A 15241-nucleotide genomic window follows, 5' to 3' on the forward strand; every position below is an offset into this window, starting at 1 on the left:
TTCTAGGTAAGTGACTAGGGGCTAGGTGTTTTGGCTTTTGTGGGAACAGGCTTTAGCCGTGATTGTTTTTGGTTATGTGTTAAAGCTCATCGGCGCTAAAGCGCTCTCCTACAACCATTAAAGGTTAGGAGCTAGGATTCGTAGCCAGAAACTCGTTACCCGCAGCCCGTGGCTTTTCTCATACACTTCTCTTTGTGCAAATGGTTCTTAAATGACTTATTCACAAAAGGTTAAGACGCGCCGTGCTTAAATGGGAAAATATTTGGCAAGTAAATAAAAACAATCAAGAATGCTTGATAAGCCCGAAGCCCGAAGCCCGAAACTTTAACCAAGATTACAAAAAAGTTAACCGCTTGCACACTAAACGTGCAGCCAACCTTGCGAAGCAAGGGTAGCCATGCTTTAATTAGCCAGCAAAAAAATAACAGCAATTTATTTAAAATAAGCTGAAAGTTTTAGAATTTAATATTATTTTGGGAATAAACAATGGCGCTAAGCTGTAAAACACTTGTAGCATCACTAACGTTGCTAACAATGACAGGTTGTACAATCATCCCCGGTAGCCATTTCGAAGGAATCGAATCGGGTGAACAAACAAAAAACCTTGAACAAGACCTTGAAAAAGTAAACATTCAAATTATTGATTCATCTTTAATTTATCAGCAAAAGCAAACACGTAAAAAAGTTAAGCCACCTTCTAGCCTTGACGGCATAGACACCCAAAATTACGAATATATACTCGGAGTAGGTGACGTACTCACTATTGGCGTATGGGATCACCCAGAGCTAACAATACCCGCTGCAGTACAACGTACCGCAGAGTTTGATGGTTTTCGTGTACAAGCAGATGGCACAATTACTTACGCCTACGCACCAAATATTCAAGCCGCAGGTAAAACCGTACAGCAAGTACATGCTGAACTCGTTAAACGCCTAAGCCGAGTGATTGAAGATCCACAAATCGACATTAAAGTAGTGGGTTTTAGAAGCCAAAAAGCCTACGTAACCGGTGAAGTAACTAAACCAGGTGTTTACCCTGTAACCGAAGTACCACTGACTTTAATTGACGCTTTAAACCAAGCTGGTGGTTTAACGGATGCTGCCGACTGGCGCACAGTTACCTTTACCCGTGGCGATAAAACCGAAGTGATTAAACTTGATGACTTTTATGCGCACGGTGACATTTCGCAAAACCGTTTACTACAACACGGTGACATAGTGCATGTAAATCGTAATGACCTACAAAATGTATTTGTACTAGGTGATGTTAAACGGGCAGGCTCTGTAGGTATTAACCGCTATGGCCTAAACCTAGCCGAAGCATTAAGCAACTCGGGTGGCTTAAACGAAAATACCGCTGATGCAAATGGGGTATTTGTCCTGCGCAAGCGCAACCTTGAAACCGACGGTGTGATTGCTGATGTATACCAATTGCACGCAAAAAATGTGGCTGCTTTAGTATTAGCAGAGCAGTTTGAATTACAACCGCACGATATCGTGTATGTAACCTCAGCACCACTTGCCCGTTGGAACCGTGTAATAAGCTTGCTATTACCGTCTATCGCAACGGTTGATTCAATTGATGATCTAGCTGCAACAAACTAAGGATTACGATGTTTGATTCTATCTTAGTGGTGTGTGCAGGCAACATTTGCCGCAGCCCAACAGCAGAGTACGTATTAAAAAGTAAATTGGCAGGTAAAAACATTAACGTGTCTTCAGCGGGGTTAACCGCACTTGAAGGTAAACCTGCTGATGCTACAGCAAAGCAAATAGCGGCCCCCCATGGTATTAATATGGACGAACACCAAGGTCGGCAATTAACCTCAAGCCTTGTGGCACAAAATAGTGTTATTTTAGTTATGGAACACCGCCATTTAACCGATTTGTGCAGCCGTTACCCAGAGGCGCGAGGTAAAACGTTTTTACTAGGGAAATGGTTAGGTGATAAAGAAATCCCCGATCCATACCGACAAAGCTTAGAAGCGTTTCAACACGTTTATGCATTAATCGACAGCGCCTGTAGCGCTTGGCAAAAGTATTTATAAGGATAGGCTAGTACATGAATGCTCAGCCCACTGCGTTAGCAGCAAACAAACAAAACAGACAAGACACACAAGCAAGCCAAGAAATAGATTTAATGGCCCTACTCGGCGCATTAATAGATCGCAAATATTTTATTATTGCTTTAACCACACTCTTTATGGCGATTGGTGTGGTCTATGCGGTGTTTTCGACCCCTATATACCAAGCTACCGCGATGATCCAAGTGGAAGAAAGCGGTGGCTCAGTGCCAGGTTTTGACGATATGGCCGGCATGTTTGAAAGTACCTCAGCCGCAGTAACAGAGATCGAACTACTCAAGTCTCGCTCAGTGATTGGTGAAGCCGTTGATACGTTGCAACTAGATATAGTGGCAGAGCCTAAGTTATTCCCATTTATAGGTAGCCGGGCGTATCGTAAATTTACCCCAATGAACGAGGGTGAGTTAGCAGAGCCAAGCTTTGGTGCAAGTTCATATGCATGGGGCGGTGAAAGCATCAATGTATTTAGGTTTGATGTACCCCGTTCGGCGATTGGTTTGGGCTTTACATTAGTAGCGCAAGCAAACAATAGCATTGCGTTATTAAATGGCGAGGGCGAGCAAATATTAGCGGGTAAAGTGGGGCAAGAGCTAACAAACGGTAAATTTAACTTAACGGTACGTAGTTTAAATGCCCGTGCCGGTACTGAGTTTACACTTACTCGTAAAGATCGCTTAAACACCATTTTAGATTTACAAACAGAGATTGGTGCCAGCGAAAAAGGTAAAGACTCCGGCATTATTAACTTAAGCTTACAAAGTGCAAAACCACACTATGCTGAAAAAGTGCTAGATAAAGTAGCCTCTATTTATGTACGCCGTAATGTTGAGCGCAACTCAGCAGAAGCGCAAAAATCATTAGAGTTTTTAGAAGTCCAACTACCTGAAATTAAAAAGCAACTTGAGTTTGCTGAGCAGCGTTTTAATGATTACCAAATACAGCGCCAATCAATTAATATTTCCCTTGAAACCCAAGGGGTGTTAGAGCAAGTAGTAAAGCTTGAAACCAAACTGCAAGAGCTTGAGTTAAAGCGCCTAGAAATGAGCCGTAAGTTTAAAAAAGACCACCCGAGCTACCAAGGCTTAGTTGAGCAAATTAGCGCCGTTAACGATCAGAAAAAAGAGCTCGTTGGCGAAGTGGGTAACCTACCAGAGACCCAACAAGAGCTACTACGCTTAAAGCGCGATGTAGAGGTAAGTAACCAAATTTACACACTATTACTGAGTAAAACTCAAGAGCTTGATATTGTACGTGCCGGTACTGTGGGTAACGTACGAGTGATTGACCACGCAGAAGTAAATACCTCAAAACCAGTTAAGCCTAAAAAAGCCCTCATTGTAGTGATGGCCACTATGCTAGGCGGCATGTTGGCAGTGGCAATAGTATTAGTGCAAAAAGCCATGCACAAAGGGGTAGAAGACCCTAACGAGATTGAAGCCATTGGCCTACCTGTTTACGCCAGTGTGCCGTATTCAGACTATCAAGATAAACTCACAGGTTTTAGTAAAGCGCTGAAAAATAAAACCAATAAGCCTAAATCAATTTTGGCGTTAGATAACCCGGCTGACTTATCGGTTGAAGCACTGCGTAGCTTACGTACCAGCCTACATTTTGCGATGATGGAAGCTAAAAATAACCTTATTGCAATATCGGGCCCAAGCCCTGGTGTAGGTAAATCGTTTATATCAGTAAACTTAGCGGCAGTACTGGCGCAAAGCGGTAAAAAAGTACTGATCATCGATGCCGATATGCGTAAAGGTTACCTTCAAACCCAGTTCGGCTTAAAGTGGGACGATGGTTTAAGTGATTATTTATCAGGGCGTTTAAACCTTGCAGAGGTTACTAAGCCAACTCAGGTTGAAGGCCTAAATGTAATTACCCGCGGGCAAATACCGCCAAACCCATCAGAGCTATTAATGCACAGCAACTTTAGCAAGCTGGTAGCTGAGGTAAGCGCAGCATACGATTTAGTTATAATTGATACGCCACCGATATTAGCGGTAACAGATCCGGCAATTGTCAGCGCCCATACCGGCACAACTTTATTGGTAGCCCGTTTTGGCCAAAACCATATTAAAGAAATAGAGCTAACCCGCAACCGCTTTGAGCAAAACGGCACCGAGGTTAAAGGCGTAGTATTTAATGGCGTAGTTAAAAAAGCCAGCAACGCATATGGTTACTACGGTTATTATAATTACGAATATAAAACAGACAAATAAAAGGTAAATATTGGGTTTTAGGCTCTAATAATGGAATGTTTTAGGGCTTTTACAAGTATACCTTAAGAATTGTTTACTCAAAATATTAAAAGGCAGAGTATAGGAGTAGTTTTTAGTCTGTGGGGCTATTTATCCTAAGTACTTTAAATAATACTCCGTAATATATTCTTTTCTTTGTGTTTCTAAAATAAATTTGCAAGGAACTAACTTGACTTCAACAAGAAAAGCTTTAGGCAATATAACTTGGTTGTTTAGTGAAAAAATAGTCACTATGGGCCTAAGCTTACTAGTTTCAATTATTTTAGCTAGGTATTTATCCCCTTCAGAATTTGGGAAGCTAAACTATTTAATCTCATTTATAGCAATATTAGCACCTTTTTCTGCATTAGGTTTGAATGCATTAATCGTTCGAGAACTAGTTAATAGTAACAGAGATGATGGGCTGATTCTTGGCACTGCTTTGCTACTACGGATTTCAGGAGGCTGTATAGCTATAGTATTAGCTACAGTATTTATATGGAATACAGATTTACTGATAACTTCAAACTGGCTTGTACTCGCTGCGATAGGCGGGAGTTTTTCATCATTATTACTGTTTGATTTTTACTTTCAATCTAGAGTCCAGTCACAATATGTTGTAACAACTAGGATAATAGTATTGATAGTGAGTTCTTTATTAAAGTTAACATCAGTATACTTTGAACTTCCATTATCATACTTTTTGATACTTGTTATATTGGAGCCTATAGCGATAGGTGGAGGGCTATTTTTCTTTTTTAATATAAAAAAAGAAAATGGGATAGTATTTAAGTTTGATCTTAAATATGCAAAAGAATTACTTTCCCAATCTAGATGGTTAATACTTTCAGGCTTTATGGCAATCGTATATTTGAAAGTTGACCAGCTAATGATAGGTGAAATGTTAGGAAGTGAAGATTTGGGAATATATTCAGTCGCAGTTCGAATATCTGAAGTTTGGTATTTTTTTCCTGTTGCGATAGTAACTTCCTTTTATCCCAAGCTATTAAAAAGTAAAGCTACACCAAGTTTATATAGGTATAATCTACAGCGTCTTTGTGATGTTCTATTCTGGTTAGGGATTTCAGTAGCTTTACTAATAACCCTATTCTCGCCACAGTTAATAAGTACCTTGTATGGAAAAGAGTATAGCTTAGCCTCTCAAGTATTGAGTATACATATATGGGCAGGAGTATTTATGTTTTTAAGAGCACTTCTTAGCAAATGGTTAATTGCGGAGGGACTCTTAAAGTTTTCTTTATTGACTCATGGAATAGCTGCGATTGTTAATGTTTATTTAAATTACATCTGGATTCCTGAGTACGGTATCAATGGAGCTGCTTGGGCTACTTTGATTTCATGCGCCTTATCTAGTTATTTAGTTCTGTGGTTTAACAGTAAAACAATACCAATGGCCTTAATAATGACGAATACAATTACATTTCCTTACAGAGTCTTGAAGAATAAATTATGAAAACTTTTTTAAAAAGAATAGCTCCAATCACACTCTTGATAAAAATAAAGAAGTTAGTGGATAAAGTTGATCAATTAGCAATATTAATTTTTGCAAAAACAAAGATTACTTCTTCGCTATACTACTTTCTTTTTAATAGCAGTTTTATGAGAGAGCACCAGTCAGTATTAAAGGGACGAATCAAATATTATGAATCTTTAGAGAGTATTGAAGATAGTTGTGTTTTATTGCGAAGAAATATTCACCGTCTAGAGAAAGGCTTAATTATGAGGCCACGAAGGGATGTTTTTGGTAATGCATTTATAGGTGAAACTGTTAGCTCCTTTAAATTGGCGATTGAACAAGATGCAGTTAAAGAAAGTGAGAGAACTTGGTTCATTGATGTATTAAGCAAATACTTTGAAGTGGTAAGTTCAAGCCCTGAGATAGACGCGGCTCGAGAAGTGTATTACAGAGTTTGTTCAGATAGTAAAATATTAAACCAGTCAAAAAGTATACCCTATTCTCATAAAAGTATACCAAAAGCAGATATTTCTTTTGACCAACTAGAAATGTTATTCAAGCAACGACGGTCGGTTCGCTGGTACGAAGATAGGGATGTTGATGTAAATTTAATCAGGAAAGCTGTTAATATAGCGACTCAAGCACCCTCTGCATGCAATCGTCAGCCTTTTAAGTTTCACACTGTCACGAATAAAGATTTAGTTAAGAAAGTGGCAGATTGCGCAATGGGAACTGTAGGTTTTTCTCATAATATAAAAACAATTATTGCTGTCGTAGGAGAGCTATCATCTTATCCTGCAGAAAGAGATAGACATGTAATATACATTGATGGAGCTTTAGTTACCATGCAGCTAATGTTAGCTCTGGAAACGCTTGGTTTAAGCACATGTGCAATAAATTGGCCTGATATTGAGTCAAGGGAAAAAATGTTAGATGAACTATTAGGCTTAAAAAAATATGAACGTACAATTATGCTCTTAGCTGTTGGTTATGCTGACCCTGAAGGTGGTATACCATACTCGCAAAAAAAGGACTGTACAGATTTAATAAAGGTAGTTAAATAAAATGATAATAGAAATTAAAGGTGTTCAGTTTGTAAATAAAGGCGCTGAATTAATGCTGCATGCTGTCTTACAACAACTTGAAGCATACAATAAAGAAGTTATATTCGTTTTAGCTCCAAATGGAAATTCATCTTATAAGGATAGGATGAAAGTTGGGAGCTATCAAAAATTTTCCTTTAGAAAAAAATCATATGATTTGAATGGCTTAACGTATTTCATACCAAAAGCTATTAGAAATTGGTTAAAGAGCACTTTTGGGATTGTTACAGAGGCTGATATTGATGTGATTTTGGACGCCTCTGGTTTCTCTTATGGAGATCAGTGGCCTTTAATAACAATAAAGAATACCTCAAAAGAGATTGTCAGGCTAAAGCAGAAAAACAAAAAGTATATTTTTCTTCCACAAGCTTTGGGGCCTTTTAATAAAGATATTTATAGTGAAGTTGTTCGTAAGGGGTTTAGCGAGGCAAGTTTGATCTGTGCTAGAGAGCAAGCGAGCTTTGAAAATATGACTCACTCGGTCAGTAGCAATGCTAATGTGAAGCTATATCCTGACTTTACAAATTTGGTAAAGGGGACTGTTGATCATGATTACACTTACTACTCAGATAAAGTGCTACTAATACCAAATTGCAATATGATAAGTACAAGAAACAATAACTCCCAATGGAAAGACACATATATAGAGTTTTTGAAAAACTCAGCATTAGTCGTCAGGGAATTAGGGTTTACTCCTGTGCTACTTAATCATGAAGGGGATGCGGATGGTGACATATGTACACAAGTTTCAGAGCTATTAGAAGGCGGTCTTGAAATAATAAAAGAAGCTGATCCTTTGAAAGTTAAAGGCATTATTAGTTCAAGTAAAGCGATTATTTGTTCTCGCTTCCACGGTTGTGTTAGTGGGTTAACTCAGTCAGTGCCATGCTTGGGCACTAGTTGGAGTCATAAATATGAGAAATTATTCGAAGAATACGCTCGAGCTGAATATTTACTTTCACCAAAGATTCAAAAAGACGAAATTAAAAGCAAATTACTCGCGAGTATAGAAACAATTGATGATGAGTTGTATGTTAAGAATATAATAAAATATAAGCATGAATCGGAATTGATGTGGCAGGATGTTTTTAGTATTTTGGACGAAGTAAATAATGGGTAATGATTTAATATCCGTTTATATCCCTACCCATAATCGCTCAGCGCTCTTGAAAAGAGCGCTCAACTCAGCGCTTAACCAAAGTTATAAAAATGTCGAAATTATAGTTGTTGATGATGGTTCGAAAGATGATACTAAAGAAGTAATTCAACATTACCTTAATAGCCATAATAATATTATTTACTTGAAGCATGAACAACCTAAAGGGGCTTGTGCAGCACGTAATTATGCAATATCTGTTGCTAAAGGCAAGTACATTACAGGTTTAGATGATGATGATGAGTTCCTTCCTTATCATTTAGAAACCTTATTCAATGCATTTGATGAAAGTTATGCGTTTGTCGCTTCGAGTTTATTGCAGGATGTTGGTGGGAGTGTAATTAAGCACTCTTTAGATTGCGGGATTATCACTCTTAATAGTTTGTTGCATTATAATAAAGTGGGTAATCAAGTTTTCACATTAACTTCAAGGATGCGTGAGGTTAATGGCTTTGATGAATCTTTTCCTGCGTTTCAAGATTATGATACATGGGTTCGCTTAGTCTTAAATTTTGGTCCAGCTAAAAAGATTACAAATGCAACGTATATTTGGCATACCGAGCATGAAGCAGAGCGCATTAGTGGTAACCCAAAGAAAAGGCTTTTAGCTTTAGAGTTGTTCTGTAGAAAATATAATAAATATATGACAAGAAAACATCTTAACTCCATGTTTGTGATGCGTAAAAAGTTAGAGAAATCATCGTTTTCTATAGTTGAATTAATAAGTAATATTAATGGAACAAACTATAAAACAGTGTTGTCGTTATATGTTAATGTAAATATTCCAATAATAGGTGGTGTTTGGAGGCGGCTTAAGGAAAGAAGAGGTTTGTAATAAGTGCTTTTTAGGGTTTGTAGTTAAGTATATTGTTATATGCTCGCCTAAAATAGAGTGAGCTCCTCCTTTTAGTAAGTTTGTTCTAGATATAAAGTGACTGTATGAATATATCTTGTAATGTTAAGTATTTTTTATTGGTGACACTGTTTTTTAGTTCTATATTTGCTTTTAAATTGTTTTCTTTTATTAATTCTTCACATGTATCGTTTGTCTTTTCTTTTCTATTGCTACTATTTAATCAAAGAGCTTTGAATGTTTTCTTTAGATTTATAAAAACAGCCCAGATATTATGTTTGGCCGCTCTATACGCTCTTATAATTTTTTATATATCATTTAATACTATTATTATCGGTGCTTATGATTTTTCGATGCTTGCGACTTGGGTTAATGGTTTTCTCTCATTCCTATCTATCATGGCTCTAGTTTCGCTCTTATTGGTTTGGAATCCGAATAAATCAATTTTTGACATTTTAGTAAGCCTCTTTCTATTGCAAACTTTTTTTATACTTTTAATGCTTATTTTTCCTGATATTAGAGATTTTATTCAATCTTATATCCGAAATGACTCTCAGCTAGAGAGAATGGCAACATATGGTGGTGTTCGTGGTTTAGGTTTAAGTGGCTCTATTGCATTTGGCCTTTCGACTGCTATGGGGTTTTTGGGCTTATGTCTCCACTATTGGTTTGCTTTTGAAAAAAAGTCATTACACTTTGTAATTAAGTATTTATTATTTTTTCTATGCTTAATTGCATCTCTATCTGCTGGGAGAACTGCTGTTTTAGGTTTTGTTTTGGGGGTGGTTTTTTATTTTGTAAGTTATGGTTTTGCCAATACTTTTATTCATTTCCTCAAGTATCTGGTTACCTCTGTGTTGATAACTTATTTATTGTATATAGTTATTGTCGCTGATGAAAAAACAGCAGAAATTATAACTAAATATATGAATTATGCATTTCAAAATGTTTATAATTATTTATCGACAGGACAAGTTTCAACATCATCAACCATTGCTCTTCAGAATATGTATTTTTATCCACCGAAGGATAATTTGTTTTTTGGGGATGGTATGTATAGTGGTGTCGATGGCGGTTATTATATGGATACCGATGCTGGATATATGCGCTTTTTGTTAAACTTTGGTTTGGTTGGCTCTTTGTTTATTTATATCTCTTTTATCATATTGCTATTTGTTTTTAATGCTTGTACAAACTTTAAAGGAAAAAGAACACTGTTTTTTTTAGTTTTTGTATTGTTTTTTGTTTATCAATATAAAGGCGATGTGGTTCTTTATAGTGTTTCAATGATGAAAATACTTTTTATGATTTGCTTTTATGAGTTTTTCAAAGAGCAAAGTAGAGTTCTTAGGTAAGTTATAAATAACTCTAAATGACTTTTAGTTTTCTTACTTTACATAAGGTGTTGAATCTTGAATAAATTAACGATTGCTATATCTACAGTTAAAGCACAGCGCAATACTGTAATAAAAAAAATATCTAATTTAAGTGAACTTACGAAAGGTCGAGTTAATTTTTTAGTGGTGTCTCAGTTGGAAGATGAATGCGAAAGCAAGGTAACTGATGATATTAAAATTATTAAACTCATGAATAAAGGTTTGAGCAAAAGTCGAAATGTTGCAATTAAAGAAACCGAAACGGATTGGATTTGGTTTCAAGATGATGATTTTTTAATAAATGAAACTCAATTACTTTCTTTCTTAGACTCCTTTTTAATTGATGATGCTGATATTGCACTTATTAGAATTGGTTCTCTTGAAGAGCGCGGAAAATATTATAAAAATTATACTGAGTATTCAAAGTTTAGTCGTCTTTTATCTTTAAAAGTCTCGTCAATAGAAATTATAGCTAGAGTTAACTTCATTAGAGAAAATAAAATAGAGTTTAATGAAAAGCTAGGTTTGGGTACGGCGTTGCCGTGCTGTGAAGAGAATCAGTTTATGTTAGATAGTTTTGATAAAGGAGCAAATGTGTACTTTAGTGGTCAAACACTTTGCTACCATACCACTTTACCTGAAAACCGTAATGTAGATTACGCAAAAAACTTACAAGCGAAAGGTTTTTTTCTCAAAAACTTCTCTTTTCCTTTAGCTCTAATTTTAATATTAAAATGGGCTTTTACTATTAAGAGTGAATTTACTTTTGTGAAAAACCTAAAATTACTCCTGAAAGGTTTCTTTTCATAAAACTAGGGCAATAAAAAGAATGGATATTCTATATCTCCACCAGTATTTCGCTACACCAGAGTCGAATGCGGGAACTCGCTCATATGAAATGGCGAAACGTTTAGTTAAAAATGGCCACAGTGTTACATTTGTAACAAGTTCGGCCTACTTTTCTGATAATTATAATTTACAGAATGGCTGGAACTTTGTTGAAATTGATGGCATTAAATTGCATGTGTTGCATCTTGATTACTCAAATAAAGATAGTTTTATTAAGCGTATTTTCAAATTTATCAGTTTTTCAATTCGCTCTACATTAAAGTCGCTTAAAATCGAGGCTGACGTTGTATTTGCCACCAGTACACCATTAACTATTGCTATTCCTGGGCTAATCTACTCTAAATTTAAAGCAAAGCCGCTGGTTTTTGAAGTGCGCGATCTTTGGCCTGAGTTACCTGTAGCAACAGGCGTTATTAAAAATAAGCTGGTTATTAAGTTTGCCACTTGGTTAGAAAAATACACTTATAAAAATTCCAAGCGCCTTATTGGTTTATCCCCAGGGATGTGTGAGGGTATAACAAGGCACGGAGTTCCCGCTGAGCATGTCACTTTAGCAACTAATAGCTGCGACACTGATTTATTTGATGTTGATAAAAGTGTTGGTCGTAACTACTTAAGTACTAAACTAGGTTTTGTGAATGGCCGTAAGTTGATTACCTATACAGGTACTTTCGGTTTAATCAATAAGGTGGGCTATATCGTTGAGCTTGCTAAAGCAGCCCAGAAGCTTGACCCTAATTTATGCTTTGTGGCTATTGGTGATGGCATGGAAAAACAACAAGTAATTGCTGATGCCGAAAAAGCAGAGGTTTTAAATAATAATCTTTATATATTACCACCAGTTCCTAAAACTGAGATCGTTGATTTGCTATCTGCTGCTGACTTATCGTTATCTTTATTTGGCCCAGTGAAAGAAATGTGGCATAACTCGGCAAATAAATTGTTTGATGCATTAGCATCACAAACTCCTATTGCAATTAATTACGGTGGCTGGCAACAAAAGTTCATTAATGAGCATAATTGTGGTTTAGTGTTGGATGTTAATGATTATGAGAAAGCATCTAAAAGTATCTCGTGTTTTTTAAACGATGAAAGTAAGTACGCTAATGCCATTGAAAGTTGTAAAGTGCTCTCGTATGAGTATTTCTCAAGGGATATAATGGCCGCACGAATAGAGAAAACACTTTTGGATGCTGTCAATGATTAAGCGTACTTTTGATTTTTTTGTTAGTTTTTGTGCAATACTCACTTTACTCCCTGTAATAGTTGTTGTTGCTGTACTGATTCGTTTTAAATTGGGCTCGCCTATTTTATTTACCCAAGACCGACCTGGTTTGAATGGTAAAATTTTTAAAATGATGAAATTTAGAACCATGCTTGACGGTAAAGATAAACAAGGTAATTTACTGCCAGATGATGAGCGGATGACCCCGTTTGGTGCTTTTTTACGCTCTACCAGTTTAGATGAGCTACCTGGGTTATTTAATGTATTAAAAGGCGATATGAGCTTAGTAGGACCGCGACCGTTGTTAGTACAGTATCTACCTTTGTACAGTGCAGAGCAAGCACGTCGTCATAATGTACGCCCAGGTATTACCGGTTGGGCGCAAGTGAATGGCCGTAATGCAATTAGTTGGGAACAAAAATTTAAGCTCGATGTGTGGTATGTTGACAACCAAAGCTTGTTACTGGACTTTAAAATACTATTGCTTACCGTAAAAAAGGTGTTTGTTCGTGAAGGTATCAGTGCTGACGGGCATGTAACTATTGAGCCATTTAAAGGCTCTAATAATGACTAAAGAGTTAGCAATAGTGGGGGCTAGCGGGCACGGTAAGGTTATTGCTGATATTGCTGAGCAACTTGGTTTTACGGTTAAATTTTATGACGACGCTTACCCAACTAAAACTCACATTGAACATTGGCCAATACAAGGCACATGTGCTGATTTAATTACGTTAACGAATACCCGTGTTGTACCTGCCGATGTTGTTGTAGCTATTGGTAATAATGATATTCGCCTGCAAAAAACACAGCTATTGCAACAGAGTAATTTTAACCTCATAACGTTAATTCATCCAACCGCAATTATAAGTCAGTACGCAACACTAGCTAAGGGAACGGTGGTTTTTGCCGGTGCTATTATTAATGCATTTGCTAAAGTTGGGCAGGGTTGTATTATCAACACCTCTGCAGTTGTTGAACACGACTGTAATATTGGTGATTTTACCCATATTTGCCCAAATGTTGCTTTAGCGGGCGGCGTTATTGTTGGCAGTAAAAGCTGGGTTGGTATTGGTAGCCAAGTGAGGCAGTTAATCTCTATTGGCGATAATTGCTTGATTGGTGCTGGCAGTACCGTTGTAAAAAATATACCTAATAACGTTACTGTATTTGGCTCTCCTGCAGTAGCGCGTTAGATTAAACTTCATTTCTATATGGAATTATAATAGGAACATCATGTTAAACACCCCATTTTCTCCTTGGCCAAGCTTTACTCATGAAGAAGCTGACGCTGTAAGCCGCGTAGTTTTATCAAATAAAGTTAATTATTGGACGGGCACTGAAGGACGTGAGTTTGAAAAAGAATTTGCTACCTGGGCTGATAGTGAATACGCAATAGCGCTTGGTAACGGTACGCTTGCGTTGGATGTGGCGCTTAAAGCGTTAAATGTAGGGGCTGGTGATGAGGTTATAACTACGCCACGGACTTTTTTAGCATCTGCCTCTAGTATTGTTACCGCTGGTGCAGCGCCGGTATTTGCTGATGTTGACTTAAACAGTCAAGCCATTACCGCCGAATCTATTAAAGCAGTACTTACACCAAAAACGAAAGCCGTTATTGTTGTGCATTTAGCGGGTATGCCAGCTGAAATGGACGAAATAATGGCGCTTAGTAAACAGCATGGCTTTTATGTAATTGAAGACTGCGCCCAAGCACATGGCGCTAAGTATAAAGGCCGTTCTGTAGGTAGTATTGGCCATGTAGGTGCGTGGAGTTTCTGCCAAGATAAAATTATGACCACTGGCGGCGAAGGCGGCATGGTAACCACTAACTCAAAAGAGTTGTGGTCAACAATGTGGAGCTATAAAGACCACGGTAAAAGCTTTGATGCAATTTATAACCGCGAACACCCACCAGGGTTTAGATGGTTACACGAAAGCTTTGGTACTAACTGGCGCATGACCGAAATGCAAGCCGTACTTGGTCGCATTCAATTAACGCGTATGAGCGATTGGACTGCGAAACGCCAAGCGTATGGTGCCGAGCTTGATAAAGCCGCAAATGGCTTTGATTGTATTCGTTTAGTTGAGGTTCCTGATTACAGCGAACACGCTGAATATAAACACTACATGTTTATTAAACCAGACTACTTAGCCGAAGGTTGGGATCGCGACCGCATAGTAAACACCATTGTAGAGCGCGGCGTGCCGTGTTTCCAAGGTAGTTGCTCTGAGGTGTATTTAGAAAAAGCATTCGACAACACCCCATGGCGCCCAGAAACACGCCTACCTAACGCTGTTGAGCTTGGCGAAACATCAATTATGTTTTTAGTACACCCAACTTTAACTGAGACTGAAATAGCCAAAACCACCCAAATAATGAAAGAAGTTTTTGGGTTGGCGAGTAAGTAATAGGTTACTAGGTGCTAGGGAAAAGACTAGGCTCTAGGGAAGTGACTAGGGACTAGGAAACTAAAGAGGGACGTTTTATGCAATTTGAAAAACTGGATGTTTGGAAAAGAGCTTCTCGTTTAGCTTGTGATATTTATAAAGTTACTAAAGATTGTAAGGATTACGGCTTTAAAGATCAGGTGACACGTTCAGCTGTTTCAGTCCCTTCGAATATTGCGGAGGGGCTTGAACGAGAAAGTGTGAATGATGAATCTAGATTTTTATATTATGCTAAAGGTTCGGCTGGTGAGTTAGTTACACAACTTTATATTGGCATTGAAATTGGCTTTATAGAAAAAGAGTATGGATTAAAGCTAATATCTGAAGTCAAAGAAGTTGCAGCGATGATCGCGGCGTTAATTAAACACAGAAAGGGTTTTGTTAAAGAGCAAGAGTCTAATTATGATATTGGTAGCTCCTAGCTCCTAGCTCC

The 15241-nt window shown here is 37.5% G+C and carries 14 protein-coding genes; all 14 read left to right on the plus strand.

The annotated features are described in order from the left end of the window. The first annotated feature begins 486 nt into the window (after window positions 1-486). Window positions 487-1605 (plus strand): polysaccharide export protein, encoded by a 1119-nt coding sequence (locus tag CWB85_RS19985; protein WP_138555843.1) that lies wholly within the window; start codon window positions 487-489, stop codon window positions 1603-1605. A gap of 8 nt (window positions 1606-1613) precedes the next feature. Then, window positions 1614-2048, plus strand: coding sequence for a low molecular weight protein-tyrosine-phosphatase (locus CWB85_RS19990; protein ID WP_138555844.1), 435 nt, complete (start codon window positions 1614-1616; stop codon window positions 2046-2048). A gap of 14 nt (window positions 2049-2062) precedes the next feature. Further along, window positions 2063-4303, plus strand: coding sequence for a polysaccharide biosynthesis tyrosine autokinase (locus CWB85_RS19995; RefSeq protein ID WP_138555845.1), 2241 nt, complete (start codon window positions 2063-2065; stop codon window positions 4301-4303). A gap of 208 nt (window positions 4304-4511) precedes the next feature. Then, window positions 4512-5795 (plus strand): flippase, encoded by a 1284-nt coding sequence (locus CWB85_RS20000; protein WP_138555846.1) that lies wholly within the window; start codon window positions 4512-4514, stop codon window positions 5793-5795. Further along, on the plus strand, window positions 5792-6862 hold the full coding sequence (locus tag CWB85_RS20005) for a nitroreductase family protein (protein ID WP_138555847.1): 1071 nt from the start codon (window positions 5792-5794) through the stop codon (window positions 6860-6862). Before CWB85_RS20000 ends, CWB85_RS20005 begins: the two co-directional genes overlap by 4 nt. Window position 6863: 1 nt before the next feature. Then, entirely contained in the window at window positions 6864-8021 is a 1158-nt protein-coding gene (locus CWB85_RS20010) for a polysaccharide pyruvyl transferase family protein (protein ID WP_138555848.1), read from the plus strand. Then, window positions 8014-8892, plus strand: a complete 879-nt coding sequence (locus CWB85_RS20015; RefSeq protein WP_138555849.1) for a glycosyltransferase family 2 protein — start codon at window positions 8014-8016, stop codon at window positions 8890-8892. Before CWB85_RS20010 ends, CWB85_RS20015 begins: the two co-directional genes overlap by 8 nt. 104 nt (window positions 8893-8996) lie before the next feature. After that, on the plus strand, window positions 8997-10265 hold the full coding sequence (locus CWB85_RS20020; protein WP_138555850.1) for a hypothetical protein: 1269 nt from the start codon (window positions 8997-8999) through the stop codon (window positions 10263-10265). A 57-nt stretch (window positions 10266-10322) separates the two neighbouring features. Then, complete coding sequence (locus CWB85_RS20025) at window positions 10323-11096, plus strand: glycosyltransferase family 2 protein (protein ID WP_138555851.1); 774 nt, start codon at window positions 10323-10325, stop codon at window positions 11094-11096. A 19-nt stretch (window positions 11097-11115) separates the two neighbouring features. Continuing rightward, a complete protein-coding gene (locus tag CWB85_RS20030) occupies window positions 11116-12342 on the plus strand; it encodes a glycosyltransferase family 4 protein (protein ID WP_138555852.1) in 1227 nt (408 codons plus the stop codon). Further along, window positions 12335-12934, plus strand: coding sequence for a sugar transferase (locus CWB85_RS20035; protein WP_138555853.1), 600 nt, complete (start codon window positions 12335-12337; stop codon window positions 12932-12934). The genes CWB85_RS20030 and CWB85_RS20035 overlap by 8 nt, the downstream gene beginning before the upstream one ends. After that, entirely contained in the window at window positions 12927-13553 is a 627-nt protein-coding gene (locus tag CWB85_RS20040) for an acetyltransferase (RefSeq protein ID WP_138555854.1), read from the plus strand. The genes CWB85_RS20035 and CWB85_RS20040 overlap by 8 nt, the downstream gene beginning before the upstream one ends. Before the next feature lie 40 nt (window positions 13554-13593). Beyond that, the gene (locus tag CWB85_RS20045; RefSeq protein WP_138555855.1) at window positions 13594-14769 is read left to right on the plus strand and encodes a DegT/DnrJ/EryC1/StrS family aminotransferase; all 1176 of its coding nucleotides are present in this window, start codon (window positions 13594-13596) and stop codon (window positions 14767-14769) included. A gap of 77 nt (window positions 14770-14846) precedes the next feature. Further along, window positions 14847-15230, plus strand: coding sequence for a four helix bundle protein (locus tag CWB85_RS20050; protein ID WP_138555856.1), 384 nt, complete (start codon window positions 14847-14849; stop codon window positions 15228-15230). The last annotated feature ends 11 nt before the right edge of the window (window positions 15231-15241 follow it).

Origin of the sequence: Pseudoalteromonas sp. S1727, from assembly GCF_005886375.1 — a bacterium.
GTDB classification, from domain to species: Bacteria; Pseudomonadota; Gammaproteobacteria; order Enterobacterales; family Alteromonadaceae; genus Pseudoalteromonas; species Pseudoalteromonas haloplanktis.

Excerpts from the sequence above, each read along its gene's own strand:
- CWB85_RS19985 (WP_138555843.1), top strand. The coding sequence starts at position 487 with ATGGCGCTAAGCTGTAAAACACTTGTAGCATCACTAACGTTGCTAACA.
- CWB85_RS19990 (WP_138555844.1), top strand. The coding sequence starts at position 1,614 with ATGTTTGATTCTATCTTAGTGGTGTGTGCAGGCAACATTTGCCGCAGC.
- CWB85_RS19995 (WP_138555845.1), top strand. The coding sequence starts at position 2,063 with ATGAATGCTCAGCCCACTGCGTTAGCAGCAAACAAACAAAACAGACAA.
- CWB85_RS20005 (WP_138555847.1), top strand. The coding sequence starts at position 5,792 with ATGAAAACTTTTTTAAAAAGAATAGCTCCAATCACACTCTTGATAAAA.
- CWB85_RS20010 (WP_138555848.1), top strand. The coding sequence starts at position 6,864 with ATGATAATAGAAATTAAAGGTGTTCAGTTTGTAAATAAAGGCGCTGAA.
- CWB85_RS20015 (WP_138555849.1), top strand. The coding sequence starts at position 8,014 with ATGGGTAATGATTTAATATCCGTTTATATCCCTACCCATAATCGCTCA.
- CWB85_RS20020 (WP_138555850.1), top strand. The coding sequence starts at position 8,997 with ATGAATATATCTTGTAATGTTAAGTATTTTTTATTGGTGACACTGTTT.
- CWB85_RS20030 (WP_138555852.1), top strand. The coding sequence starts at position 11,116 with ATGGATATTCTATATCTCCACCAGTATTTCGCTACACCAGAGTCGAAT.
- CWB85_RS20035 (WP_138555853.1), top strand. The coding sequence starts at position 12,335 with ATGATTAAGCGTACTTTTGATTTTTTTGTTAGTTTTTGTGCAATACTC.
- CWB85_RS20040 (WP_138555854.1), top strand. The coding sequence starts at position 12,927 with ATGACTAAAGAGTTAGCAATAGTGGGGGCTAGCGGGCACGGTAAGGTT.
- CWB85_RS20045 (WP_138555855.1), top strand. The coding sequence starts at position 13,594 with ATGTTAAACACCCCATTTTCTCCTTGGCCAAGCTTTACTCATGAAGAA.
- CWB85_RS20050 (WP_138555856.1), top strand. The coding sequence starts at position 14,847 with ATGCAATTTGAAAAACTGGATGTTTGGAAAAGAGCTTCTCGTTTAGCT.